Below are 25,666 nucleotides of genomic sequence, written 5' to 3'. Positions count from 1 at the left end.
GGCGGGGCGATCAGCCCCGCCGTTCTGATGAAAGAGGAACTGCCATGAAGTCGATTGTTGTCCGCCGCAGCCTGCTGGCGTTGTCCCTGGTCGCCGTGATTGCCGGGTGCTCGAAAGAGCCTGCCGCGCCGGCTGCCGATACCGCCGCCGCATCGGCCGCGCAGCCCGCCGAAGCGCTGCCGGCGGGCTGGCAGCGTGTGGTGGGTGTGGACGTACCCGACATTGAAGGCGCCACGCAGCAGTTGCCGGCACAGGTCACCTCCGATGACGGTGTGGCCACCACGGTGACCGATACCTCCAGGATCATTGCCGGTGGCGATGACATCATCGCCGTGCTCGAAGCGCTCGGCCTGGACGAGCAGGTGTACGCCGCGCCGCTGCGCTCGGCCACTGAATCCGGCCGCAAGGCCCCCAAACAATTTCTGTTCAACCGCACCACCGGTGTGGAGGGCGTGTTGAGCCTGCAGGGCACCCTGTTCCTGGGCAACAGCCTGCGCCGCCATTCCGATCTGGCCGCCAAGCTGCGCGGTGCAGGCGAAGCGGCGGTGATCGTCGACGATCTGCAGCCGGCCGCGGACAAGGTGCGCAAGGTCGCCGCCGCCGTCGGCATGGCCGAGCAGGGTGAAGCACTGGCTACGAAAGTGCAGTCGCAGCTGGATGCGGCCAAGGCCAGTGGTGCCGCGTTGGCATGGCACCCACGCGTGATCCACGTGTCCGCGACCGGTGCCGGCGGCGCGCCGACGGTGGCGGGCTCGGACAGTGCCTCGGGCAAGCTGATCACGCTCGCCGGTGGCATCAACATCGGCGACGAAGCCGGTGTGGCCAATTATTCCGCGCTGAGCAACGAAGGCGTGGTGGCTGCGGCGCCCGATGTGATTCTGGTGACCGAGAACGATCTGGCCCTGTTCGGTGGCCAGGCCGGGCTGTGGCGCGCCTATCCAACGCTCCGGCAGACGCCGGCCGGTGCGGCCAACCGCGTGTGGGTGATGCCGGATGTGGAGTTGAAGTCCGCCAGCGTCGCCTCAGGCAGTGGCGCGGTGGCGCTGGCCGCGGCATTTGCAACCGTGCCACGCCCGTGAGTGCTTGAGGCATGGCGGTGTTGAGTCCTGCGCGCCGGCGCGGCGCGACCGTGTTGATCTGGGCTGCGGTGGGGTTGCTGATCGCAGTCATCGCCTCGTTCGCGGTGGGCCCGTTGCGGCTGCCGCCGATGGAGGTGCTGCAGGCGATCGGCGTGAAGCTGGGGCTGGCCGATCCGGCCAGCGTCAGTACCCGCGATCTGGCAGTGGTCTGGCAGCTGCGCATTCCGCGTGCCTTGCTCGGCGCGATGGTGGGCGCCGCACTGGCGATGGCCGGCGCGAGCCTGCAGGGGTTGTTCGGTAATCCCTTGGCCGACCCCGGCATTGTCGGCGTGACCCAGGGCGCTGCCTTGGGTGCGGTCTCGGCGATCGTGCTCGGTGCCGGCGCCTTCGGTGCGTGGACGCTGCCGCTGGCGGCCTTCGCCGGTGCCGGTGGCGCGATCACATTGACGTATCTGTTGGCGCGGCCGGGGCAGGGCACCGGCACGGCGACATTGCTGCTGGTCGGCATTGCGATCGCGGCGTTCTGCTCGGCGATGATCGGGTTCCTGACCTACATCGCCAGCGAGAGCGAGCTGCAATCGCTGGTGTTCTGGCAGATGGGTTCGTTGGCCCAGGCCGACTGGATGGACGTGGTCGCGGTGGCGCCGGTGTTCGTGCTGGGCACGATCGCGCTGCTGCGTCTGGCCACGCCCTTGGACATGCTCGCGCTCGGTGAGCGCCAGGCCCAGCACCTCGGGCTGGATGTGAAGCGCACGCGGCTCAAGTTGATTGCCTTCAGCGCGATGCTGGTCGGTGCCGCCGTTGCCTTCGCCGGCTCGATCGGTTTCGTCGGCCTGGTCGTGCCGCACGTCGTGCGCCTGCTGGTCGGCCCCGGCCATCGCTGGCTGCTGCCGGTCTCGGGCGTTGCCGGTGCGCTGTTGATCGTGGTCGCCGATACCGCCGCACGCACGCTGGATCCGCCGTCGGAGATTCCGCTGGGCCTGTTCTCGGCCGCGCTGGGTGCGCCGTTCTTCCTGTGGCTGGTGATGCGTCAGCGCCACCGGAGCGGCGCATGAGCGCGCTGCTGCAGTTGCAGTCGGTGCAGTTGAGCCGCGGCGCACGACGCATTCTGGATGACATCACGCTGGATTTCGTGCCGGGCACGGTCACCGCGCTGGTCGGGCCGAACGGCGCGGGCAAGTCGACGTTGCTGGCGGTGGCCGCGGGCGATCTGGAGGCGGATCAGGGCAGGGTGCTGCTGCGTGGGCAGGCGCTGCCGGACTGGAAAGCCAAGCCGCTGGCACGCGAGCGCGCGGTCATGCCGCAGGAGCACGCGGTGCGGTTCGCCTTCCGTGTGCATGAAGTGGTGGCGATGGGGCGGCTGCCGCATCCGCCGGATCCGGTCAAAGACGCCGCCTGCATCGCCGATGCGCTGGCGCGGGCGGACCTGCATGCGTTGATCGAGCGGGAAGTGGAGCATCTGTCCGGTGGCGAGGCCGCGCGCACGACCTTTGCCCGCGTCCTGACCCAGGACACCCCGTTGCTGCTGCTGGATGAGCCGACGGCCGCCCTGGATCTGCGTCATCAGGAGCGCACCTTGCGCGCGGTGCGCGAACTGGCCGATGCCGGCGCCTGTGTGATCGTGGTGCTGCATGATCTGAATCTGGCCGCCGCGTATGCGGACCGGATCGTGTTGCTGGAGCAGGGCCGCGTGGCGGCCGATGGCACGCCGACCGAGGTCCTGACGCGGGAACACATCGAGCGTGTCTACCAGCAGCCGGTGCTGGTGCTGCGGCATCCGCAGCGCGATGTCCCGTTGGTGGTGGTGACCGACGCGTAGCGCCGGGCGTTACCCCGGCGCCGCCACCCTTTACCAGCCGAAGCGCGCCGTCGCCATCACGGTGCGGCCGCTGCCGTAGTAGCACGACGACACGCCGGTGCAGGTGGATACGAAACGCTTGTCGGCCAGGTTGCTGGCATTCAAGGCCAGCTGCACGCGGGTGCTGCCGAACTGCCCGAGGTCGTATCGGATCGCAGCATCGAACAAGGTGTACGACGGGATCAGATACAGGTTGGCGCTGTCGCCGTAGCTCTTGCCGTTGTAGCGCGCCCCGGCGGCCAGGCTCAGGCCCTGCAGGGCGCCGCCCTGGACGGTGTAATCCGCCCAGAACGAGGCGCTGTAGTCGGGCACCATGATCAGTTCCTTGCCTTTGTACTGATCGCTGCGGGTCATCTCCGAGTCCATCCAGGTGGCTGCGCCGATCAGGCTGAAACCCTGCGTGGGAGTGACGCGGCCTTCCAGCTCAACACCGCGGATGCGGCCTTCGCCGTCCTGGATCGAGCACCGCGCGTTGCCGGTGTTGCCGCAGCTCATGTGGCTCAGGTCGGGATCCTGGGTGACCAGGTTTTCCTGGCGCAGGTCGTAGGCAGCGAGCGTGATCAGGCCGTCGATGCTGGCCGGCTGGTATTTGACGCCGGCCTCCCACTGCTTGCCATAGACCGGATCGAACGCGCGCCGATCAAAACTCTGCAGCGCGCTCGCGGTGGAGGGCTGGAAGGATTCTGCGTAGCTGACATAGGGCGTGAAGCCGCTGTCGAACACATACAGCAGGCCGGCATTGCCTGAGAACGCCTCGCTCTTGATCACGCTGCGCGGCTGCAGCACCGTCGCACCCGTCACCAGGTTGCGGGTGGTGCTGGAGGAATCATCCTTGGTCCAGTCATGCCGGCCGCCGAGGGTCAGGCGCCATCGGCCAAGCGCCAGCTGGTCCTGCAGGTACAGCCCGCTCTGGCGGTTGATGCCTTCGGTGGGGCTCAGCGAGGTGACGCGCGGCGTATACCCGCTGTAGACCGGGTTGAAGATGTCGATCGGTGCCGGGTTGCTCATCGCGCCGCGCACGCCTTCCCAATCGGCCTTCTGCCAATCCCAGCCCAGCAGCAGGGTGTGGTCGACCGCGCCGGTGGCGAAGCGTGCCTGCAGCCGCGTGTCCAGGGTATCGCCATCGGAATCGCCGGTGCCGTAGGTGGCGCGGCGCTTCTGGGTACGGCCATCGGCGTTGAGCGCACCATCGGTGACCACGCCGCGGTACAGCGAATCCACATGCGTGCGCCGCGCGCTCTGGCTCAGGGTGAGGTGATCATTGAACTGGTGCTCGAACAGCCATCCTGCGGTCCACATCGTGCGGTCGAACGTGTTCCAGCTCGGCTCGCCGATGAAGGTGGTGTTCTTCATGTGGCCATACGGCGTGGCGTTGAGCGTGCCGGCCATCGGCAGGAACTGGTAGGTCGAACCGCCGTCATCCTTCTGGTACAGGCCGAGCAGGGTGATGCGGGTGCGCTCGGCCATCTGCCAGGTGTAGCTGGGCGCCAGGAACCAGTGCTTCTGTGCGGTGTGCTTGATCTGGGTGTCGCCGTCGCGATACAGGCCGACCAGGCGGAACAGGTGGTCGTTGTCGGCCGTGCCGGCGCCGACGTCGAACGCCGCGTTGTACTGCCCATTGGCATCCACACCCACGCGCAGCTGCTGCTCCTGATCCGGCGTCGGCGTCTTGCTCACCTGGTTGACCATGCCGCCCGGGGCGACCTGGCCGTACATCACCGCCGACGGGCCCTTGAGCACTTCTACCCGCTCCAGGTTCCAGCTGTCGAACATGCTGCGGTTCCACTGCGTGCCCTGCGGCGCGCGCATGCCGTCCAGGGTGACGTTGTTCGCCCAGCTGCCGGCATCGAAGCCACGGATGCGGAAGTCATCCACGCGGTTGTCGATGCCCGAGCTCTCCAGGCTGACACCGGCGACATAGCGCATCGCATCGTTGAGTGACTGCACACCGCGCGCATCCAGTTCCGCCCGCTCGATCACCGATACCGATTGCGTGGTCTCGGCCAGCGTGGTGTTGGTTTTGGTCGCGCCGCTGATGCTGTTGGCAGCGCGGTAGGCATTGACGCGCACCGCGTCCAGATCGGTGGCGGTCTGGGCGTAGGCGGCGGGGACCAATGCGGTGGCCAGGCAGGCGAGGGCCAGCAGGTTGGGGCGCAACCGGCGCGGAGGCAGGGGCAGGGAGCAGGGCATGGGCAACAACTCGAGAACGCGGAGGAAGGGGGCGCTGGCGTGCCGTCTCGTGGTCGTACGGCGTCAGTCTTGCGGGGGTCGCCGTAGGCGACGCATGGGCCACCATTTTAAGGATTTCCGGTGTATACGCAATTGCGACCCATTCGCATATCTGCGACCGGCTCGATTTGATTGTGCCAATTTAAGGTTGCATGTTCGCCATTGATGCTCAGTGTTGCGCTGGTGGTGCGAATAAAGACTTGTAGCCGGCCATCAGAGGTCTACAATGCCGGCTACACCCCAGGTGACCCACATGACTTCGATGCCGCTTCTGACGTTTTTTACCCTGACCCGCGATGTCGCGGCACGGGCGCGTCTGCCAATCGGAGTGCGAGGCTGCTGACCGGAACACCGGTCACCCTGGACCCCACGCAGAGCGCCCACCGGGCGCTCTTTTCGTTTCCACGTAGCAGAACTGTCTGAAGGAGAACGTGCCATGCACCAGATCGCCGAGCCCCAAACCTGGCCGCACGCCCGTTAGCCAACGGCGGCGTGCGGCTCCCCGATGTTGGCAGCGAGACCTATCCCATGAACACCCATACCCAGACCCTTACCCTCCGGCGCAACCTCGGCATCATTGCCCACATCGACGCCGGCAAAACCACCCTCACCGAGCGGCTGTTGTGGAAAACCGGCGAGATCCATCGCGTCGGTGAGGTGCATGACGGCGCGGCGACCACCGATTTCTCGGCGATCGAGCGCGAGCGTGGCATCACCATCGGCGCGGCCGCCGTGCAGGCCCATTGGGCACCGCGCGACCAGCCGATCCATCACCTGACTCTGATCGACACCCCCGGCCACATCGATTTCGCGATCGAAGTGGAACGGTCCCTGCGCGTGCTTGATGGCGCGGTCGCGGTGTTCTCCGCGGTGGACGGGGTGCAGCCCCAGTCCGAATCGGTCTGGCGCCAGGCGCGTCGCCACGGTGTGCCGCTGATTGCCTTCGCCAACAAGATGGACCGCACCGGGGCGTCCTTCGAACGCGTGCTGACCCAGCTGCGCGAGAAACTGCGTGCCACGCCGTGGGCGCTCGGCGTGCCGATCGGGACGGAAAGCCAGTTCAACGGCTGGGTGGACCTGGTCGACCGCAGCACCGTGCATTGGGATGACAAGGGCACTGCCTTGCGTCATGCCTGGACGACCGATGAGGCTACCCAGTGGATGCCGCAGCGCGAGGCGCTGATCGAGGCCGTGGCCGATGCCGACGACGTGCTGGCCCAGGCGTGGCTGGAAGGCGCGCCAATCGACAACGCACAGCTGCGCGCGGCGATCCGTCGCGGCACCCTGGCCGGTGCGGGCGTCCCGGTGCTGGCCGGCGCCGCGTTCAAGAGCAAGGGCGTTGAGACGCTGCTGGATGCGGTGGTCGACTATCTGCCCTCGCCATTGGATCGCCCGGCGGTGGTGGCCACCGAGAACGGCAACGACGTGCTGCTGCCACCGGACCCGGATGGCCCGCTTGCGGCGCTGCTGTTCAAGATCACGCACCAGAACCACGGTGCGCTGAGCTTCGTGCGGGTGTACTCGGGCACGCTGAAGGTGGGTGATGCACTGGCCAGTTCACAGCATCCGCAGGGGCGGCGTGTCAGTCGCCTGGTGCGGGTGCAGGCCGACCAGACCCACGACATCAAGCAGGCCGTGGCCGGTGACATCGTCGCGGTGCTGGGCTGGAAGGATGCGGTCAGTGGTGAAACGCTGAGTGCGCCCTCGCGCCCGCTGCTGCTCGATACGATCCAGGCGCAGCACGCGGTGCTGGCATGGCGGTTGACGGCGGAGAAGGCCTCGGACCTGATCCGCGTCAGCCAAGGGTTGGCCAGCCTGGCGCAGGAGGATCCGTCGTTCCGTGTCGACACCGATGCGGACAGCGGTGAAACCCTGATCTGGGGCATGGGCGAGCTGCATCTGGAGGTGATGGTCGAGCGTCTGCGCACGGAGTGGGGCGTCGCCATCCGCACCGGCGAGCCGCGCGTGGCCTACCAGGAAACCCCGAAGCGCGCGGTACAGCGGGTGGAGGGCAAGGTCGCCAAGCAGACCGGCGGCCAGGGCCAGTTCGCCCAGGTGCTGATCGATGTGACGCCGCGCGAGGATGGCGAGGTGACCTTCGTCGACCGCACCGTCGGCGGTGCGATCCCGCGCGGGTTCGTCAACGCGGTGGAGAAGGGCGTTCGCGCGGCATTGGGCGAAGGCCCGCTGGGCCATCCGGTGGTCGGTATCGAGGTGACGCTGGTCGATGGCCAGTCCCACGTCAAGGACTCCTCGGACATGGCCTTCCACCGCGCTGGCAGTGAGGCGGTGAAAGCCGCGCTGGCCGAGGCGGGCACGCAGCTGCTGGAGCCGGTGATGGAGATCGCCATCCACGCGCCGTCGGCGAACGTCGGCGATGTGGTGGGCGACCTCAACCGCCGCAGCGGGCGGGTGGCCTCGATCGAGGACCAGGATGGGCAGGCGGAAGTGCTCGGCTATGCACCGCTGGCGCGACTGGGTGGCTACACCACCTCGCTGCGTTCGCTGACCCAAGGGCGCGCGTCCAGCGACATGCGCTTGAATGGGTATGAGGCGGCGCAGACGGCCTGACCGTCGATGTGGAACGAGAAGAGGGCCGGGCAACCGGTCCTCTTTTTCCGTGTCAGCGTTGGTAGTCCGCACAGCGCCGGATGCCCGCCCGCAGCTAGAATGTCTGCCGCAATGTCGCACGCAGCCAACGGCCGCAGCGACCGGGTTTTTCCTTGGAGTACGGCCATGAGCAACACGCATTTTTATCCGATCGGCACCCCCGGCCAGCCGTGGGGCGATGCCGAACGGGCCCAGTGGCGCGCCAATCAGCAGCGCCAGCGCAGCTACCACGACGATGTGGTGGCCGCGCTCGAGCGCCTGGGCGAGCGTTTCGATGTGGTGCAGTACGGCCAGCTGGACTACGCGCCGGATCATTACCCGCTGTTTGCGGTGGTCAGCCATGCGTGGGATCCGGCACTGCCGACCGCGCTGGTGACCGGCGGCGTGCATGGCTATGAAACCAGCGGCGTGCATGGCGCGCTGCAGTTCCTCGATCAGCATGCCGAGGCGTATGCGGGCCGTATCAATCTGATCGTCGCGCCCTGCGTCAGCCCGTGGGGCTATGAGCGCATCCAGCGCTGGAATCCCGATGCGATCGATCCCAACCGCAGCTTCCGCGGTGAGGGCCAGATCGAAGAAGCGGCCTCGTTGATGCGCTGGATGGCCGCGCGTGGCGATGATCTGCTGGTGCACCTGGACCTGCATGAAACGACCGACAGCGATCTGCATGAGTTCGATCCGGCGCGCTGCGCCCGCGATGGCATCGCCCTGGTGCCGGACATCATTCCCGATGGCTTCTACGTGATCGGCAACAGCGAAGATCCGCAGCCGGCGTTCCAGCAGGCGTTGATCGCCGCGGTGGAGAAGATCACGCACATCGCCCCTGCCGACGCCAATGGCGAGCTGATCGGCATGCCGCTGCAGTCACCGGGCGTGGTCTGGGGCGAATCGCGTTCGATCGGCGCCTGCGCCGGGTTCACCGACGCGCTGTACGCCACCACCACCGAGGTGTACCCGGACAGCCCGCGGACCTCGCCGCAGGAATGCAACGATGCGCAGGTCGCGGCGGTATGCGCTGGCCTGGACTTCGCCCTGGCCCATCCGCGCGCCTGATCGCCCCCCCGTTCCCGCCCCCCCCGGCGCGCTGGTGCCAAGGCGCCCGTGCGCTATCATCGGCCATCAGGGACGGGGGCGTCTGGCCGGAGAGGCTGGCGTCTTGGGAGCGGGGATGATGAGTGGCGATGTGACGCAGTGGCTGCACCGGTGGCGGCGCGGGGATCCGCAGGCGCAGGCGCATCTGTTCGATCTGATCTATCCCGCGCTGCGCGAGATGGCAGCAGCCCGTATCGGCCAGCGCCATGCCGACGTGACCCTGCGGCCGACCGCGTTGATGCATGAAGCGCTGTTGCGGGTGATGGGCTCGGACGTGGAGTTCGTGGATCGCGCGCACTTCCTCGCGCTGGCGGCCTTGAAGATGCGCGCGGTGCTGGTGGATTTTGCGCGCAGTGGCGCGGCAGCCAAGCGCGGGGCCGGGGCGTGGAACCTGACCTTGTCGCATGCTGATCAGGACGTGCCCTATGCGCCGACCTGCGACTACGAGGTCCTGGCGCTGCACCAGGCGTTGAACCAGCTCGCCGGGCACGATGAGCGCGCCGCACGTGCGGTGGAATACATGTATTTCGGCGGGATGGACCGCCAGGAAATCGCGGTCGTGCTGGAGGTGTCGGTGCCGACGGTCGACCGCGATCTGCGCTTTGCGAAGGCTTGGCTCAATCAGCGCCTGGCCTGATCGGGGGCGTTATCGTGACAGGGGGATGGGGCAATGACGGATGACCGCTGGCAGCAGCTGCGCACGATGTTCGATGCGGCGTGCGAACTGCCGCCGACCGCGTGGCGCACCGAGCTGGGGCGGATGACCAACGATCCGGCCCTGCTGGATGAGGTGATCGAGCTGCTGGAAGCGCAGACCATGGCGCTGGACAGCGCGCAGCGCCCCCTGCGCGAGTTGATTGTCCAGCTTGCCGAGCCGGATGTGCAGGTGGGTGAACGGATCGGTCCGTGGCGGCTCACCCGGCGCGTGGCCAGTGGCGGCATGGGAGCGGTGTTCCTCGCCGAGCGCGCCGATGAGACCTACCAGCAACGGGTGGCGATCAAGTTGCTTCGCGGCGTGGCGACGACCGAGATCAGCCAGCGCCTGGCCGCCGAGCGGCAGATGCTGGCCGGGCTGGAGCACCCCAACATCGCCCGGTTGTACGACGGTGGCAGCACCCCTTCCGGCCAACCCTATCTGGTGATGGAGTACGTGGACGGCGAGCCACTGGACCGCGCCTGCTGTGACCGTCCGCTCGATCTTTCCCAGCGCCTGCAGCTGTTCGTTCGGATCTGCCGTACGGTGCAGGCCGCGCACGCACGCCTGGTCGTGCACTGCGATCTCAAGCCCAGCAATATCCTGGTGCGCGCGGACAACGAGCCGGTGCTGCTGGATTTCGGCATCGCACGCTGGCTGGACAGCGCAGCCGAGTCCCGCGCCGACCGTTTCTACACGCCGGTCTACGCCAGCCCTGAACTGATTGCGGGCGAGCCGGTGGGTGTCACCACCGACGTGTACAGCCTCGGTGTGATCCTGGTCGAGATGCTGGCCGATCGCCGGCTTGGCCATGATGGGCAGCCGGCGGGTGCCGCGGTTCCGTTGCCCAGCCGCTGGGCGCGGCCATCGTGCGCGTGGCGAAAGCACCTGGAGGGGGACCTCGATGCGATCGCGGCCAAGGCCAGCGCACGTGACCCGGCCCAGCGCTATGGCTCGGTGGAGGCGCTGGCGGATGACATCGAGCGCTGGCGGACGCATCACCCGGTGCGGGCGCGTGGCGGCCGAGCGGGCTACCGCACGCACCGGTGGCTGCGTCGGCACTGGCAGGCGGCCGGCGTGGCCGTCGCGGTGACGGCCATGGCGGGCGGCTTCGTCTGGCGATTGAGCGAATCCAGTGCGCGCGCTCAGGAAGAAGCGGCGATCGCCGAGCAGGTCAGCGACTTCCTGGTCGCCGCCTTCGATGCCGCCGATCCGCGCGAGCGCGGTGCACGCGGCACCGAAGATGTCAGTGCACGCGCAGTGCTCGATGCCAGCGCGGCGCAGGTCGATGCGGAGCTGGCCGATTCGCCGGCGTTGCGGGCGCGCCTGCAGAGCGTGCTGGGGCGCGCGTACCAGAACATCGGCCTGCCCAAGCAGGCCGAGACGCTGCTGCGCAGCGCGGCTGAAGGCCTGGCATCGCCGTCGGTCGATCGCGCGCGCCTGGCGGCGCAGACCTACAGCGATCTGTCGGTGGAGATGAGCAACGGCAAGCGGGGCGAAGAAGGCCTGAAGTACGCCGAACGTGCGCTGCAGCTGCTTGATCGCGAAGACGATGCACGCACCCGCGCACATGTGCTGAACTCGCTGGGCCTGGCCTACAGCCAGCTGGAGCGCTATCCCGAGAGCGAGGCGGCGTTCCAGCAGTCGCTGGCAATGCGCAGCACCGTCCGCGAGCCGGGCACGGAAGGCGGCACCGCCACGGTGATGCAGAACATGGGGCTGATGTACCGCAACCGCGGTGAGCTGGACAAGTCCGAGCAGCTGCTGCGCGACTCGCTGGAGATCAAACGGCGCCGCAGTGAGACCAGTGCCGATTATCAGCACGGACTGCACGCACTGGCCATGACCCTGCAGGAAGGCGGCAAGCCGAACGAGGCTGCACCGCTGCTGCTGCAGTCGCGCGATCTCAGCCTGCAGCTGTATGGACAGGACAGTTCCCGCACGGCCCTGGCGTACTGCGAGTTGGCCTTGCTGCACATGGATCTCGGTCGTTACACGGAGAGTGCGGAGGGCTTTGATACCTGTCTGCGCATCAGTGCGCTCACCAGTGGCGAAGACAGCATCGACCACGCGATCAACCTCAACAACTACGCCAACCTGGAAGAAGCCCGCGGCGATATGGGCAAGGCGGAGCAGCTCTACCGGCGCTCGCTGGCGATCCGCCGCCAGGTCCTGGGGCCGGACAAGCCTTCCAGCCTGCGGGCAGAGATGAACCTGGCGCGGCTGCTGATGCGCAGCGGTCGTGCCGACCAGGCCGGCCCGCTGATCCAGCGCGTGTTGCCGATCTGGCAGCGGATCAGCCCGGCCGACGCGCCGGATCTGCGCATTTCGCACCTGGGCGAGATCGAGTGGATGATCCACCGCGGGCAATCGGCGCAGGCAGAGCAGGCGCTGCAGGCGATGGCGCCGATCGTACCGTCGATGTCGCCGCCGTTGCAGCTGCGCTACCAGCAGATGCAGGCCGAAGCGGCGCTGCGTGCCGGGCAGGCCGCCTTGGCGGCGACCCGCTGGCGCGCGGTGCTGGAGGGCAATGCTGCGTTGTTCGGGGCAGAAGCGCCGTCCGTGGCACGCTACCGCGTACCGCTGGCCGAGGCGCTGCAGGCCAACGGCGAGCGGGAGGCTGCGCGCCGGCAGATCGCGCAGGCCAAGCCACTGCTGGAGGCAGAGCTGGTGCCCGGCGCACCCTATCTGCAGCGACTGCATGCGCTGGAGGAGCGCCTCAAGGGTTAGGCGACGCCCCGCATCAGCTTTTCAGCCACCCCTGGCAGCCTGCACTGCCGTCGTCCGAGGTGGCCGCCTTTGCGCACGTTGCGGTCATCCGCGCCTGCAGCCGGGTGAGGCTCTCCGCGCCGTGATGCTCGCGGCTCCACGCCTGCAATGCGGTACCGAGCCGTTCGAAGCGCTGGCGGGTGCGCTGGTGGTAGCCGGCCGGCTGCACGGCGAGATCGGCGATCACCTCGCCCGTGGCGGTCTCGATCGCCGCCGCATCATCCGGGCTCAGGCGCAGCAGGCCCTCCACGTACAGCACGCCCCACTGCACGCGGGTGGCCGGCCCCTGTGCGCCCTGGTAGGCCTTGTGCAGCCAGGCGATGGCCGAAGCCTTGTCGCCGCGTTCTTCGGCAAGGTCGGCCAATTCAGGCATGTAGTAGTACGGCGTCTCACTCCGATCAAGCTCGGCGAGCAGCAGTTTCTCTGCCGCAGCGTCGTCGTCGATCTGGCGCAGCACGTACACCGCGGTGCTGATCGTCGCTTGGCGCTCGTGCAGCGTGGTCGCGGCCGCATCGGCGGCGGCGACGCGTTGCGCCGCCTTTGTCTTCAGCGCGGCCGGAATGGGCTGGTCGGGGTGCTGCTCGCGCTGCAGGGCGAGTTCGGTGATCACCGTGCCCAGCCGCGCATCGGCCTTGTCGCCGAGTGCGTGGTCGGCGGCATCCAGCGCCTTGAGCAGCTGCACTCCCAGCTGCTGCGCCTGTTCCGGCGTGGCACTGGCCAGCGCCACCAGGGCAGGGCCTTGGTAGCCCAGCAGGTCACGATTGGCCCGGACCTCCGCGGGTGCTGCAAGAACGGCATCGAGCAGGGTGCGGGTGCGGGTGCGTTGCGCCGGTGTGGGTGTCTTGTCCGGCTTGCCGGCGCCGAGCGCCAGTAACGCGAACCGCCGCTGCAGCGCAGGCTCGGGCGCCGCCGTGGCCAGTTGCTGCAGCAATGACGCTGCATCACGTTCACCGGCGAGGCGATTGGCATCCACTTCCCAGCCGTAATCGCCGAGCACGCGCCAGTCGTCGGCGCTGACATCCCCGGGTGTGCTCAGGGCGTGCTGCAGCACCTCGCTGACGGCCGTGCGGCGGCCGGCGGCCAGGGTAAGTGCGCGGGTCAGCGCTTCACTGTCGTTGCCACCGGCCAGGCGGGTGAGCTCGTTGCGCTCGGGGTCGAGCACGATCAGCGTCGGGTAGCCGCGCACGCCGAAGCGCTCGCCCCAGGCCTGCGCGCCTTCTTCGTCGCCATCCAGATAGACGGGCACGTACTGCCGGGTCAGCGCGATGAAGGCCGGATCCTTGAACAGCGTGGCCTTGAGCTGGTTGCAGGGCGGGCACCACACCGCGCCCCAGTACAGCAGCACCGGTTTGCCGCTGTCGCGCGCCTCGGCGAAGGCGTCGTCCACGTCGCCGTGGCGCCAGGCAATTTCCGCAGGCGCCTGCCCGGTCGCAGCAGGCGTGGCGGTGGCAGCGGGGGAGGGGGCCGGGGTGCAGGCAGGTAGCAGGGTGACCACACCCAGCAGACCAAGGGACAGAGCAAGGCGCATTGAGGAATCCAGAAGGGGAGGCAGGGCAGGAGGCGTGCCTGATTGTAGGAAGCGTGGGCAGCTCCGGCCGCATCCCCTTGATTCGGATTGCTCATGACGGCAGGCCTTGCCGTGATAAGGCGCGTGCAGCCAGCCTGCGCGCTTCGCCTGCGTAGCGTTGCCATGCCGCTCGCGCGGTGACGAATGTCATGGTTTGGTCGCACGCGATATCGCCATCGGCGAACACGACATAACGCCTGCGCATTTCTGCATTGGGGCAGGAGCGGGATTAATGAAATCGTTTCCCCCACTACCGATTGCCCCACGATGACAATAGCTCGTTCTTCCCTGCGCCCGCACCTGCTGGCAGTGGCGGTGTTGCTCGCCACCGCATCTCCCTTGGTACATGCACAGTCCACCACCGGCGCGATCGCCGGTCAGGCGCCTCCATCGGCGCAGCGCATGTTCGTTCGCAGCGACACCGGTCTTACCCGTGAAGTGACGGTGGACGCGCGCGGTCGTTACACCATCCCCCAGCTGCCGCTTGGTCGTTACTCGGTGGAGGCGCGTGATGCCGACGGCAACGTCCTGCAGCCCCGGCAGAACGTCGCGCTCACCGTCGGCACCAGCACCGAGGTCTCCTTCGCCGAGGTCACCCGGCTGGATGGCGTCCAGGTCAGCGCCGACCGCGCCGCGGCGGCCATCGATGTCAGCAGCGTGGATTCGCGCACCGTGATCACGGCCGAGCAGCTGCAACGGCTGCCGCTGGGCCGCTCGGCCGAGGCCATTGCCCAGCTCGCGCCCGGCGTGATCGGCAACAGCGGCAACGGCACGTATGCCGGCCCGACCGGCGCCCAGCTGGTGAGCTTCGGCGGTTCGTCTGCCGCAGAGAACGCGTACTACATCAACGGCTTCAACAGCACCGACCCACTGCGCGGCCTGGGCGGCCTGACATTGCCCTACGGCAGCATCGACCAGCAGGAAATCTATACCGGCGGCTACAGCGCCAAGTACGGCCGCTCCGATGGCGGCGTGATCAATGCGGTCGGCAAGCGCGGCACCAACGCGTGGCACTTCGGTGGCCAGGCGACCTGGGAACCGGCGTCAGCGCGTTCGGACAGAGATGACGTGCGGTATCCGGGTGACGGTGCGCTGTATGCGCCGGAGAGCAAGGACCGCGAGTGGGTCAGCACGCAGAGCATCTACGCTGGGGGCCCGCTGATCGAAGACCGGCTGTTCTTCTTTGGCTCCTACGAGCTGGAGCGCCGCGAGGGCACCGACGTCAAGAATGTCGAGTCCACCAATGCGTATTCCAATTACGAGTACGAGCGCCCGCGCTGGTACGCCAAGGTGGATTGGAACATCACCGACAACCACCTGCTCGAAGTGACCGGCGCCTCCAGTCGCAACGTCTTCCGGGGCGACATCTTCGCCTACGACTACGACACGCTCACCCGTGGCGCCCAGCGCGGCAAGGAAGACACCACCAAGACCGGTGGCGACCTGTGGACGGCCAAGTACACCGGGTACCTCACCGATCGGCTCACTGTCAGCGCGCAGTACGGCGAAATGCGCACGGATGACTACATCGGCAACCCGGCCTACGACGGCAGCCTGACGTACCTCAACAGCCCCACGCTGCAGAACCCGGCGCTGACCGGTGGTGTGCCGATCACCAATGCGCAGACCACCTCGCTGCTGGTCAACCCTGACCGGGGCAACCGCAGCAACAACCTGCGGCTGGATGCCAACTATGTGTGGGGCGACCACAGCATCACCGTCGGCATCGACAACCAGAACGCCCGTGCCTTGAACCGTGGCTCGGTCGCCTCGGCCGATGGCTACTACTGGATCTACGGGCAGTCCAACCCGAACGTGCCGATCAACACCGGCCTGGGCGTGCCGGCCACCGGCGGCATCCGCAATGGCGAAGACGGCTACTACGTGCGGCAGTACATCTACAGTGCGCTGGCCTCGGTGCGTGCGTCGCAGCGGGCGCAGTACATCGAAGACAACTGGCAGGTGACCGATCGCCTGCTGCTCAACCTCGGCCTGCGCCTGGATCAGTTCACCAACTTCAACCGCGATGGCGATGCCTACATCAAGCAGACCAGCGGTCAGTGGGCGCCACGTCTTGGCTTCAGCTGGGACGTCGATGGCGATGGGCGGTTCAAGGTGTTCGGCAACGTGGGGCGCTACTACCTCGCACTGCCGCTGAACCCGGCCTTCAATGCGGCGGGTGCGACGCTTGCCACCTCGACGTACTACACCTACGGCGGCATCGACAGCAACGGCTACCCGACCGACCTCACCCAGTTCTCCGGCGCGGTGTCGGCCAACAACAACTACGGCCTGCTGCCGGATGCGAAGACGGTGGCCACCTCCGGCATCGAGCCGTCCTACCAGGACGAGTTCATCCTCGGCTTCAGCAAGGCACTGGGCCAGAACTGGGTGTACGGGGCCAAGGCGACCTACCGCGTGCTGCGCAGCGGCGTGGACGACTACTGCGATATCGATGCGGTGCTCGGCAAGGCCAGCAGCCTGGGCTACAACGTGACCAAGGACAGCAACCCGGTCAGCTGCTGGCTGATCAACCCCGGGCGCGCCAACACCTTCAATCTGGTCGACACCGGCGGCAATTACGTGACCGTCCCGCTGAGCAACGCGGAAATGGGCTTCCCGCAGTTCAAGCGTAACTACTACGCGGTGAACCTCTCGCTGGAGCATCCGTTTGATGGCCGCTGGTATGCCCGCGGCGACTACACCTGGTCGCGCAGCTACGGCACCACCGAAGGGCAGCTGCTCTCCGGCATCGGCCAGACCGCCGTATCCACTACCCAGGCGTGGGATTACGCCCAGCTGATGGAGCACACCAACGGACCGCAGAGCAACGATCACACCCATCAGTTCAAGCTGCACGGCTATTACCAGCTGGCGCCGGAGTGGCTGCTCTCGGCCAATCTCAAGGTGCTCTCCGGCTCGCCGTTCAGTGCGCTGGGCTCGTATGGGCCGGACTTCGAAGACCCTTCCGGCTATGGCATCGCGTATCACTTCTACAACGGGCAGCCGGCGCCTCCGGGCAGCCAGGGGCGCCTGCCGTGGCTGAAGCAGCTGGACCTGGGGGTGTCCTACCGCCCCGCGGTGGCCGAGGGGCGGCTGGGCTTCAATCTGGATGTCTTCAACGTGTTCAACAGTCAGGTGGCGCTGTGGAAGTCGCCGTACTCCGAGCTGGATCCGGGCCAGCCCGATCCGCTGTATGGCGCAGCGACCATCCGGCAGGCGCCGCGATCGCTGCGGGTCAGCGTGAGCTATGACTACTGAGCGGTGCCTCGCGAGCGGCGGTATGGCATGACGTTCACGGATCGCGAGGCAGTCTGGGGCCATTGTCAGGGGAGCCCCTTATGCAAAAGCAGATCCGGAACAACGCAGGGTGGATGGCGGTCGGTTTGACGGCCCTGCTGTGTGCCTGTTCGCCGCAGGGCGAAGGCGGTGCCACAGCCGTGGTGCAGCCCAGCGGTGCGGACCCGGGGGCGGCGAAGGCCGCTGATCCGGGTCCCGCCGCGGCCACGGCCGGGCGCCCGTCACCGGTGTATCAGGACGCGGCGCCCGGCATAGCAGTTGGCCCGGTCGTCGGTACCCGGGTCGCCCGCGATTTCCAGCGTGATTACCTGGCGTCCCCGACCTGGAAGCTGTTCGCGCCGCCGGACAGCGTGGGCATGCCCTTGGTGGCGCTGGTGCTGGAAGGCTCGGATCGGGTCACTGCCGGGGAGTTGCGGATCGGACGCAGCGACAACGCCGCATCGGTCCGCACCTGCCTGGATACGCCAGCAGAAGCGACCGGTCCTGCCGCCTCGGCACCGGTGGATATCGGCGGCGTCCCGTTCACGCACTTCACCGTGGGCGATGCGGCGATGAGCCACTACGTGTCGGCCGAGAGCTATCGTGCGGTTCACCACGGCAGCTGCTATGCGATCGACCTGGTCGTGGCTGGCACGCGCCCGGAGGTCTACGATCCGCCACGCACGCCGCCGTTTACGCAGCAGGAGGCCGCGACACGGCTGGCCGACGCACTCACGGCGGTGTACTGGGTGCCGTGAAGGCGGTCACCCGCGTTGCTCAGGGAAGGCGAGCATGACCTTGGCGCCGCCTAGTGGCGACGTGCCGATGGACAGCGTGGCGCCGTGCCTGCCGGCGATCTCGGCGACGATCGCCAGGCCCAGCCCGCAACCATCGCCGCTGGCGTCCCCCCGCCAGAAGCGTTCGGTGACGCGGCCGCGCAGCGTGGGATCGATGCCGGGGCCGTTGTCATTGACGCTGATACGGATCTCGCCCTGGATCGTTTCCACGCTCACCGTGATCACGCCTTCAAGCGCGCCGTAACGCATCGCGTTGTCGACCAGGTTGCTGATCGCTTCGCGCAACAACTGCGGTTCTCCGATCAGCATCACACCGGCATCCGGCCCTTCGTACCCCAGGTCGACGCCTGCGATCACGGCGCCATCCATGAGGCGCTCCAGTGCTTCGCGCGCCAGCTCGGCAATGTCCACCGGCCGCATCGCCAGCATCGCGCCGGCGCTGTCTTCGGAACGGCTCAAGATGAGCAGTTGATGGGTGAGGTGGCGCAGGCGCGTCAGCCCCCGCAGCAGGCCTGCCAGTGCGTCCCGCTGTGCGGCCGGATCCTGTTCGCGCAGCGCGCTCTCCAGCTCGATCTGCAGCCCGGCCAGCGGCGTGCGCAACTGGTGTGCCGCGTTGCTGATGAAGCGCTGCTGGGCATCCTGCATCGCCGAAAGCCGGCTCACCAGCTGGTTGAAGGCGTCCACGGCGGGCCACAGCTCGCGCGGCGCGGCGTCCTGTGGGTCCAGCGGCATCAACGCATCAAGCGGAGCACTGGCCAGCCGCCGTGCGGCACCGTTGGTATGCCGCGCTGCGGCGCCGGTACCTGACCAGGCCAGCCACGCGGCAAGCAGCAGGATCGTGCCCTGCAGCGGAATGCTCGCCAGCAGCAGGCGATGCTCCAATCGAAGGCGTTTGGTACGGGTCTCGGCCACGCGGATCACAATCGGGGTGGCCGAACCCGGCGGAGTCATCGCGACCTGCACGACGCGCACGTCGCGGCCGTCGATCACCGCGTCATAGTAGCTGCGCGCCGGGCTGTCATCGGCGTCCTCGGCCAGCGCGGCGGTGGCCCTCGGCAGCGCGCCGGTACCGTAGAGTCGCGTGCCATCGGCGCGGGTCACGTCGCCATATATCCGATCCACCGTGTCCCAGGTGAACATGCGCGAGACGGCGGGGGAAATCTCCATGTGGACGGTCTCGCCGCGCACCTCGATCAACTGTGCCAGCGACATCGCCGAATCCAGCAGCCAGCGGTCGTACACCTGTTCGGCGTAGTGCCGCGCCAACACGAACGAGCCGACCGCACTGGCCAGCAGCAGCACCAGCAGTGGCAGCCACAGGCGCCGCAGCAGGACGCCGCGCAGGCTGTACGGTGCCTCAGCCATCACTGGCCTCCAGGCGGTAGCCAAGACCACGGAGCATACGGATGCCGACTTTGGCATCGGCCAGTTGCAGCTTGCGGCGCAGGCGGCTGATGTGGACTTCGATCACCGACAGGCTGGCCTCGTGATCCCAGCTGTAGACCGCATCGAACAGGCGCTGCTTGGCCACGATGCGCCCCGGCTGCTGCAGCAGGATTTCCATCAGGGCCAGCTCGCGTGCAGTAAGTTCCAGCGGTTGATCGCCAACACGCAGTTCGCGGGTGCCGGTATCCAGGCGCAGGGCGCCCAGCTGGCGCAGGGCAGGGGCCGTGGACTGGCGACGGGCGAGCGCACGCAGGCGCGCTTCGAGTTCGCCGAGGGCGAAGGGCTTGGCGAGGTAGTCATCGCCGCCACTATCCAGCCCGCGGATACGGTCCTCAACGCCATCGCGTGCGGTGAGAATCAGTACGGGGACGGAAAAGCCCTCCTGCCGTAACCGAGCCAGCAGATCCAATCCATCGATGTCGGGCAAGGAAAGATCCAGCACCACCAGGTCGTAGCTGACGCTGGCCAGCGCCGACGGCGCGGCCAGGCCACGGGCGAGATGATCGCAGGCATGACCGGCGCGGGTGAGTGCGCGCACCAGGCCATCGGCCAGCGCGGCATCGTCTTCAATCAGCAGAATGCGCATTGCAAGGTTGACGCAAGGTTCGGGAAAGTTTGACGAAAGCGCTGCACCTTACCGTGTCGGCAATGAATACCACCACCCGCTGTGCCGCCCTGATGGCCGCACTTCTGATTGCGCCGGGCACCGCTTCGGCACTGACGCTGGCCCAGGCGGAACAGGCCATGGCAGCGCATAACCCGGATCTGCTCGCGGCAGCGATCGCGCTGCGCGGCACGCAGGGCGATGCCGTGAGTGCATCGCGACGCCCCAGCCCGGAGCTGAGCGTGGGCACCTCCAAGATCAGCCGGCAGGAGGGCATCGGCCCGGGCCGATGGAAGGACAAGCGCGTGGATTCCACCCTCGGCCTGGGTTGGACCTGGGAGCGTGGTGGCAAGCGGGGTTGGCGCATGCGTCAGGCCGACGCCTTGGTCGAGGCGGCCAACCTCAGCCTGCTCGACGGGCGACGCCAACAGCAGGTGGCGCTCACCGAGGCGTACTTCGGGTTGAAGGCTGCGCAGGAACTGCAACGCATCGCGGCGGAGGACCGGCGTGCGTCGGCGGAGAGCCTGGCTGCAGCGGACAAGCAGGTTGCGACCGGCGCCCTGGCCCCGATCGAGCGCGCACGGTTGGCGGTGGATGACCTCAAGGTGGCCGATGCCGCCCGTGAGGCCGAGCGTGGCCTTCGCGAGGCACGCCATGTGCTTGCGCTGCTGTTGGGCAACGACATCGATGCTGCGCTCAGCGCCGACGATGCGTGGCCGCGCGCGGGCGCGACCGCGACACCCGCGACACCCGCACCGACCACGTTGGAGGAGCGCGTTGATCTGCGTGCCGCCGAGGCGCGGGTGATCGCGGCGGACGCAGCACGTGCACTGGCCCGCAGTGAACGCCGGCGTGATGTGCAGTTCGGCCTCGAAGCCGAGCGCGAGCCAGCCGATATCGGCGGGGTGACCTGGGGCGTCTCGATGAGCGTGCCGCTGGGCGGTGCCAAGCGCTGGCGGGGCGAGCAGCAGCGAGCGGAGGCGGACTACGACGCCGCTGTCCTGGAACGGCAGCAGTTGCGGCGCGCAGCGACCGCCGAACTGGATCAGTTGCAGCACGCACTGGCCGCCGCCGCACAGCGCCGCACCGAGTACGAACAGCTGCAGGGACCGGCGGCAAGGCAGAGCCTGGACGGCCTGGAACTGGCCTATCGCCGAGGTGCCGCCACGTTGACGGATCTGCTGGATGCAAGGCGCAGCTGGCGCGAGTTCGAATCCGATCTGATCGATGCGCGGTTGGCGCATGCCTCCGCCCTGGCGCGCTGGAATGCCGCCGTTACTGCTTCCGAAGGACACCCCCGATGATGTATTCCCGCACCGCCGGCTCGGCCCGGCTGCTTTCGTTGCTCGTGGCCGCCGTGCTGGCCGGTGGCTGCGCGCGCGATGCCGGACCTGTGGCCGTGCCGGCCCCGACGGTCGACGGCGCCACCATCCGCTTCGCTGCCGACAGCCCGCAACTGAAGGTGTTGCGAAGCGAAGCCGTGACCGATGGCTCGGCCTCGGTCCTGCAGCTGCCGGCACGCATCACCTGGGATGACACGCGTTCCAGCCAGCTGCGCTCACCGCTGCCGGGCCAGGTGGCGCGTATCGAGGTGGCGCCCGGCGAGAAGATCAAGGCGGGGCAGGTGCTGGCGTGGGTGACCTCGCCTGAGTTCGGGCAGGTGCAGGCCGAGGGCGCCCGTGGCGCCGCCGAGCTTCGCCAGGCACGCAACGAACTGGCCCGCGTCCGCGAACTGCATGAGGCCGGCGTCGCCTCGGGGCGCGAACTGGACGAAGCCGAATCCGCACTGGCGGCCAACGAGGCCGAGCATGCCCGCCTGCGGGCGCTGACCCGCGGTTTCGGCAGCAGCCGCAGCATCGACCAGCGCATGCCGCTGCGTTCGCCCATCGACGGCATCCTGGTCGAGCGCCGGATGAGCCCGGGCATGAACGTGTCGCCGGATGCCGAGCTGCCGTTGGCGGTAGTGAGCGATCCGGACCGCCTATGGTTGATCGTCGATGTTCCCGAGGCGCTTGCGGGTCGCCTCAAGCCCGGGATGGCCGTGAGCCTCACGCCCGGCCAAGGCGAGGCAGCGCACGCCGTACTCGGCCATGTGGATGACTACATCGACACCGAGCGCCACGTGGTGCAGGCGCGTGCCGAGCTGGACAACCGTGAGCGACGCTTCAAAGCGGGTCAGTACGTACGGGCTGCGATCACGGTGCCGATGGACGGGGGCGTATCGCTGCCGGAGGGGGCGGTGCTGCTGCTCGGGCGCGAGCAGGTGGTGTTCGTCGACGAGGGCAAGGGCCGGTTCGCGCGGCGATCCGTGCAGGCCGAGGAGTTGGGCCAAGGGCGCTTGTGGGTGGGCCAGGGGCTGGCCGCTGGCGCGCGCGTGGTCGTGGACGGTGGTCTGCTGCTGCAGCAGGTGCTCGATCAGAACGTTGGCAGCGCTGACGCACCCGCCGGTGGTGCGGCGGCCGCCAAGGCTGCCCCATGATCGATCGTCTGATTGCGTACTGCCTGCGTCAGCCGTTGATGGTGATGCTGGCGCTGCTGATCTTCATCGGCGCCTCGTTCGCCGCGTTCCGCGAGTTGCCGGTAGAAGCGTTCCCGGACGTCTCCGATACCCAGGTCACCGTGGTGACGCTGCACCCGGGGCGCGCGGCCGAAGAGGTTGAGCGCGAAGTCACGATGCCGCTGGAGGTGGCGCTGTCCGGCATCCCGCACTCGGTACGCGTGTTCTCGCACACCCAGTTCGGGCTGTCGATGATCATCCTGACCTTCGACGACGGTGCCGACGACTATTTCGCGCGCGCCCAGGTGATGGAGCGCCTGCAGGGCGTGGATCTGCCCGACGGCGTGCAGCCGGAGATGGAGGCGATGAGTTCGGCGGTGGGCGAAATCTACCGCTATGTCCTCCACGCACCACACATGAGCTCCACCGAGCTGCGCACCGTGCAGGAATGGGTCATGGAGCGGCGCCTGCGTACCGTGCCGGGCGTGGCCGACGTGGTCAGTTTTGGCGGCTATGCGCGGACCTTCCAGGTGGAGCCGGACCTGGGCAAGCTGCGTGACCGCGGGATCAGCCTGGAGGAATTTGCCGAGGCGCTGGAGCGGGGCAGTGCGAACGCCGGCGGCGGCTATGTGGAGCGTGGGCAGCAGCAGTATCTGATCCGCGGAGTTGGGCTGATGCGTTCGCCGGCCGACATCGGCACCGTTGTCGTGGGAGAGCGGCAAGGCACCCCCGTGCTGGTGCGCGACCTGGCCCGCATCGTCGATACCGGCCTGCCGCGACAGGGCCTGGTTGGCCAGGATGACAACGACGACGCCGTGTTCGGCATGGTGCTGATGCGCAAGGGCGAGAACCCGTCCCTGGTGCTGGATGCCTTGCATGCGCGCGTGGCCGAGATCGAGGCCGATCACCTGCCGGATGGCGTCACGCTTGAACCGTTCTACGACCGCTCCTGGCTGGTCGCGACCACCCTGAAGACCGTGTTCCGCAACCTGGTGGAGGGTGCGGTGCTGGTGTTCCTGGTGCTGTGGCTGTTCCTCTACAACGCCCGTGCGGCGTTGATCGTGGCAGCGATGATGCCGCTGGCCTTGCTGTCGACCTTCCTCGGCCTGCACCTGTGGGGCGTGCCGGCCAATCTGCTCTCACTGGGCGCGATGGACTTCGGCATCATCATCGATGGTGCGGTGATCGTGACCGAGCATATCGTCTCGCGCATGTCGAAGATGCCGCCCGGCAGCACCCGGCGCGAGCGCATGGCGACGGTGTTGTCGGCTGCGTCGGAGGTGGGGCGGCCGACCTTCTTCTCGATGCTGATCATCATTGCCGCGCACATCCCGATCTTCACCCTGCAGCGCCAGGAAGGCCGGATGTTCGCCCCCATGGCCTATTCGGTGACGTCGGCGCTGATCGGCGCACTGATCCTTGCCCTGACCGTGGTGCCGCTGCTGTGCTTCTGGTGGCTGCGGCGCGAGCGGCTGAAGGGCGAGAACCCGGTGATGAACCGGCTGGTCGGCTGGTACCGCCCGTGGCTGGAGGGGGCGATGGCGCGGCCCCGTGCGGTGGTGCTTGCGGCAGTGGCCATGCTGGTGGTGACGCTGGCACTGGGCACGCGGTTGGGCTCGGAATTCCTGCCCGAACTGGACGAAGGCTCGATCTGGCTGACCGCCACACTCGACCCCAGCACCAGCCTGGCCGAGGCGCAGGCCCAGTCCCGGGGCATCCGTGACCTGGTGCGGACGTTGCCCGAGGTTTCGACGGTGGTGGCCAAGCTCGGTCGCCCCGAGGATGGCTCCGATGCCAAGGGCGCCAACCAGATCGAAGCGCTGGTGGCGCTCAAGCCCGAATCCGAATGGACCCGGAAGATCGACAAGCGCGAGCTGGTGGCGCAGATGCAGCGCATGCTGGAAGCGCGTATTCCCGGCCCCGAGTTCTCGATCTCCCAGCCGGTGCGCGACAACATCCTGGAAAGCATTTCCCAAATCAAGGGCCAGGTGGTGATCAAGGTCAGCGGCGAAGATCTGGACGTGCTGACCGGCCAGGCCCAGGCGATCCTGGCGCAGGTCAGAGGCGTGGAGGGCGTGGAGAGTGCTTTCATCGACCGCGACGGCAGCCTGCCGCAGCTGCGCATCGATATCGATCGTGATCGCGCAGCGCGCTACGGCCTCAACGTGCAGGATATCGATGCCGTGATCGAGACCGCCATCGGCGGCCGCGAGGTCGGCCAGCTGTGGGAGGGCGAGCGCCAGTTCCCGATCAGCCTGCGCCTGTCCGATGCCGACCGCGATCTGCAGCGCCTGCGCACCGTGCCGGTGGGTACGGCCTCAGGCCAGACGGTGACACTGGGAGATGTGGCGGACTTCAACATGGCCAGCGGTGCGATCAACATCTCGCGTGAGAACGCCCAGCGCGTCAAAGCCGTGAGCATCTTCATCGCCGGGCGCGACATGGGCAGCGTCGTTGCCGATATGCGCAAGCAGATGGATGCCACCATCCAATTGCCAGAAGGCTATCGCATCGACTGGTCCGGCGAGTTCGAGAATCAGCAGCGCGCCATGGCCCGCCTGGGCTGGGTGGTACCGCTGTCGGTGCTGATCATCTTCGTGCTGCTGTTTGATGCCTTCAAGGACGTCACCAGCGCCGCGCTGATCCTGGCCAACGTTCCGCTGGCGATGATCGGCGGCATCCTGGCGTTGCTGCTGACCGGGATTCCGCTGTCGGTGTCGGCGGCGATCGGCTTCATTGCCTTGTTTGGGCAAGCGGTACTCAACGGCGTGATCATGTTGACGCGATTCGGCCAGCTGCGCGAGCAGGGCATGGCGCTCTACGACGCCGTGGTGCAGGGCGCACTGCAGCGCCTGCGGACGGTGCTGATGACGGCGCTGTTGGCGATGTTCGGCCTGCTGCCGATGGCGACGTCGCATGCGATTGGGGCTGAGACCCAGAAGCCGCTGGCGGTGGTGGTGATTGGCGGGCTGTTGTCGGCGATGTTGCTGACCTTGCTGGTGCTGCCGACGCTGTACTACTGGGTGCATCGTCGACGGGAGCAGCGGCGGGGTGGGGCGGCGATGGAGGCCGAAGCGGTGTAGGTGACGAATGGCCGGGCAGTGTGGGGAGGAGCCATTGCCCGGCCGGTGGCGCTATGATCGGC

16 protein-coding genes are annotated in these 25,666 nt (G+C 67.8%); 12 read left to right on the top strand and 4 right to left on the bottom strand.

Annotated elements, in window-relative coordinates:
* Window positions 1-44 precede the first annotated feature (44 nt).
* Genes ABE472_RS00340 through ABE472_RS00330 form a run of 3 tightly spaced genes read left to right on the top strand, consistent with a single transcriptional unit; the run spans window position 45 to window position 2,898 of the window.
* On the top strand, window positions 45-1,079 hold the full coding sequence (locus ABE472_RS00340; RefSeq protein ID WP_313211026.1) for an ABC transporter substrate-binding protein: 1,035 nt from the start codon (window positions 45-47) through the stop codon (window positions 1,077-1,079).
* 20 nt (window positions 1,080-1,099) lie between these two features.
* Entirely contained in the window at window positions 1,100-2,134 is a 1,035-nt protein-coding gene (locus ABE472_RS00335) for an iron ABC transporter permease (RefSeq protein WP_346465226.1), read from the top strand.
* Window positions 2,131-2,898, top strand: coding sequence for a heme ABC transporter ATP-binding protein (locus ABE472_RS00330; protein ID WP_313211025.1), 768 nt, complete (start codon window positions 2,131-2,133; stop codon window positions 2,896-2,898). The genes ABE472_RS00335 and ABE472_RS00330 overlap by 4 nt, the downstream gene beginning before the upstream one ends.
* Window positions 2,899-2,928: 30 nt before the next feature.
* Here ABE472_RS00330 and ABE472_RS00325 read toward each other — a convergent pair whose 3' ends face one another.
* Window positions 2,929-5,127 carry a TonB-dependent siderophore receptor gene (locus tag ABE472_RS00325; protein WP_313211024.1) on the bottom strand — a complete coding sequence of 733 codons (2,199 nt, stop codon included), beginning with the start codon at window positions 5,125-5,127 and terminating at the stop codon, window positions 2,929-2,931.
* 567 nt (window positions 5,128-5,694) lie between these two features.
* On the opposite strand from ABE472_RS00325, the gene fusA reads away from it, so the two are divergent.
* From fusA to ABE472_RS00305, 4 genes are all read left to right on the top strand, one after another.
* Entirely contained in the window at window positions 5,695-7,737 is a 2,043-nt protein-coding gene (gene fusA, locus ABE472_RS00320) for an elongation factor G (protein WP_346464989.1), read from the top strand.
* Window positions 7,738-7,902: 165 nt separating this feature from the next.
* Entirely contained in the window at window positions 7,903-8,829 is a 927-nt protein-coding gene (locus ABE472_RS00315; RefSeq protein WP_121036800.1) for a M14 family metallocarboxypeptidase, read from the top strand.
* Window positions 8,830-8,947: 118 nt separating this feature from the next.
* Window positions 8,948-9,505 (top strand): ECF-type sigma factor, encoded by a 558-nt coding sequence (locus ABE472_RS00310; RefSeq protein WP_313218314.1) that lies wholly within the window; start codon window positions 8,948-8,950, stop codon window positions 9,503-9,505.
* Window positions 9,506-9,538: 33 nt separating this feature from the next.
* Complete coding sequence (locus ABE472_RS00305) at window positions 9,539-12,292, top strand: serine/threonine-protein kinase (protein WP_346464986.1); 2,754 nt, start codon at window positions 9,539-9,541, stop codon at window positions 12,290-12,292.
* A gap of 13 nt (window positions 12,293-12,305) precedes the next feature.
* On the opposite strand, the gene ABE472_RS00300 is transcribed toward ABE472_RS00305, so the two are convergent.
* Complete coding sequence (locus ABE472_RS00300) at window positions 12,306-13,859, bottom strand: thioredoxin family protein (protein ID WP_346462303.1); 1,554 nt, start codon at window positions 13,857-13,859, stop codon at window positions 12,306-12,308.
* A gap of 306 nt (window positions 13,860-14,165) precedes the next feature.
* Here ABE472_RS00300 and ABE472_RS00295 point away from each other — a divergent pair, with 306 nt between their 5' ends.
* Window positions 14,166-17,159: a TonB-dependent receptor gene (locus ABE472_RS00295; RefSeq protein WP_346464985.1), complete on the top strand. Its 2,994-nt coding sequence runs from the start codon at window positions 14,166-14,168 to the stop codon at window positions 17,157-17,159.
* 80 nt (window positions 17,160-17,239) lie between these two features.
* Complete coding sequence (locus tag ABE472_RS00290) at window positions 17,240-17,935, top strand: hypothetical protein (RefSeq protein WP_346464983.1); 696 nt, start codon at window positions 17,240-17,242, stop codon at window positions 17,933-17,935.
* A gap of 6 nt (window positions 17,936-17,941) precedes the next feature.
* Here ABE472_RS00290 and ABE472_RS00285 read toward each other — a convergent pair whose 3' ends face one another.
* Window positions 17,942-19,339, bottom strand: coding sequence for a sensor histidine kinase (locus ABE472_RS00285; protein ID WP_346464981.1), 1,398 nt, complete (start codon window positions 19,337-19,339; stop codon window positions 17,942-17,944).
* A complete protein-coding gene (locus ABE472_RS00280) occupies window positions 19,332-20,006 on the bottom strand; it encodes a response regulator (RefSeq protein WP_152153215.1) in 675 nt (224 codons plus the stop codon). The genes ABE472_RS00285 and ABE472_RS00280 overlap by 8 nt, the downstream gene beginning before the upstream one ends.
* A 62-nt stretch (window positions 20,007-20,068) precedes the next feature.
* On the opposite strand from ABE472_RS00280, the gene ABE472_RS00275 reads away from it, so the two are divergent.
* The 3 genes from ABE472_RS00275 to ABE472_RS00265 are packed head-to-tail and all read left to right on the top strand — an operon-like array spanning window position 20,069 to window position 25,604.
* Window positions 20,069-21,328: a TolC family protein gene (locus ABE472_RS00275; protein ID WP_346464979.1), complete on the top strand. Its 1,260-nt coding sequence runs from the start codon at window positions 20,069-20,071 to the stop codon at window positions 21,326-21,328.
* Window positions 21,325-22,503, top strand: a complete 1,179-nt coding sequence (locus tag ABE472_RS00270; RefSeq protein WP_346464977.1) for an efflux RND transporter periplasmic adaptor subunit — start codon at window positions 21,325-21,327, stop codon at window positions 22,501-22,503. The genes ABE472_RS00275 and ABE472_RS00270 overlap by 4 nt, the downstream gene beginning before the upstream one ends.
* The gene (locus ABE472_RS00265) at window positions 22,500-25,604 is read left to right on the top strand and encodes a CusA/CzcA family heavy metal efflux RND transporter (protein ID WP_346464975.1); all 3,105 of its coding nucleotides are present in this window, start codon (window positions 22,500-22,502) and stop codon (window positions 25,602-25,604) included. The genes ABE472_RS00270 and ABE472_RS00265 overlap by 4 nt, the downstream gene beginning before the upstream one ends.
* Window positions 25,605-25,666 lie beyond the last annotated feature (62 nt).

The sequence above is a fragment of the Stenotrophomonas sp. TWI809 genome (assembly GCF_039673205.1).
Lineage (GTDB): Bacteria > Pseudomonadota > Gammaproteobacteria > Xanthomonadales > Xanthomonadaceae > Stenotrophomonas.
Note: the sequence above shows the minus strand (reverse complement) of the source record. Positions and strands in the feature narration are given on the sequence as shown.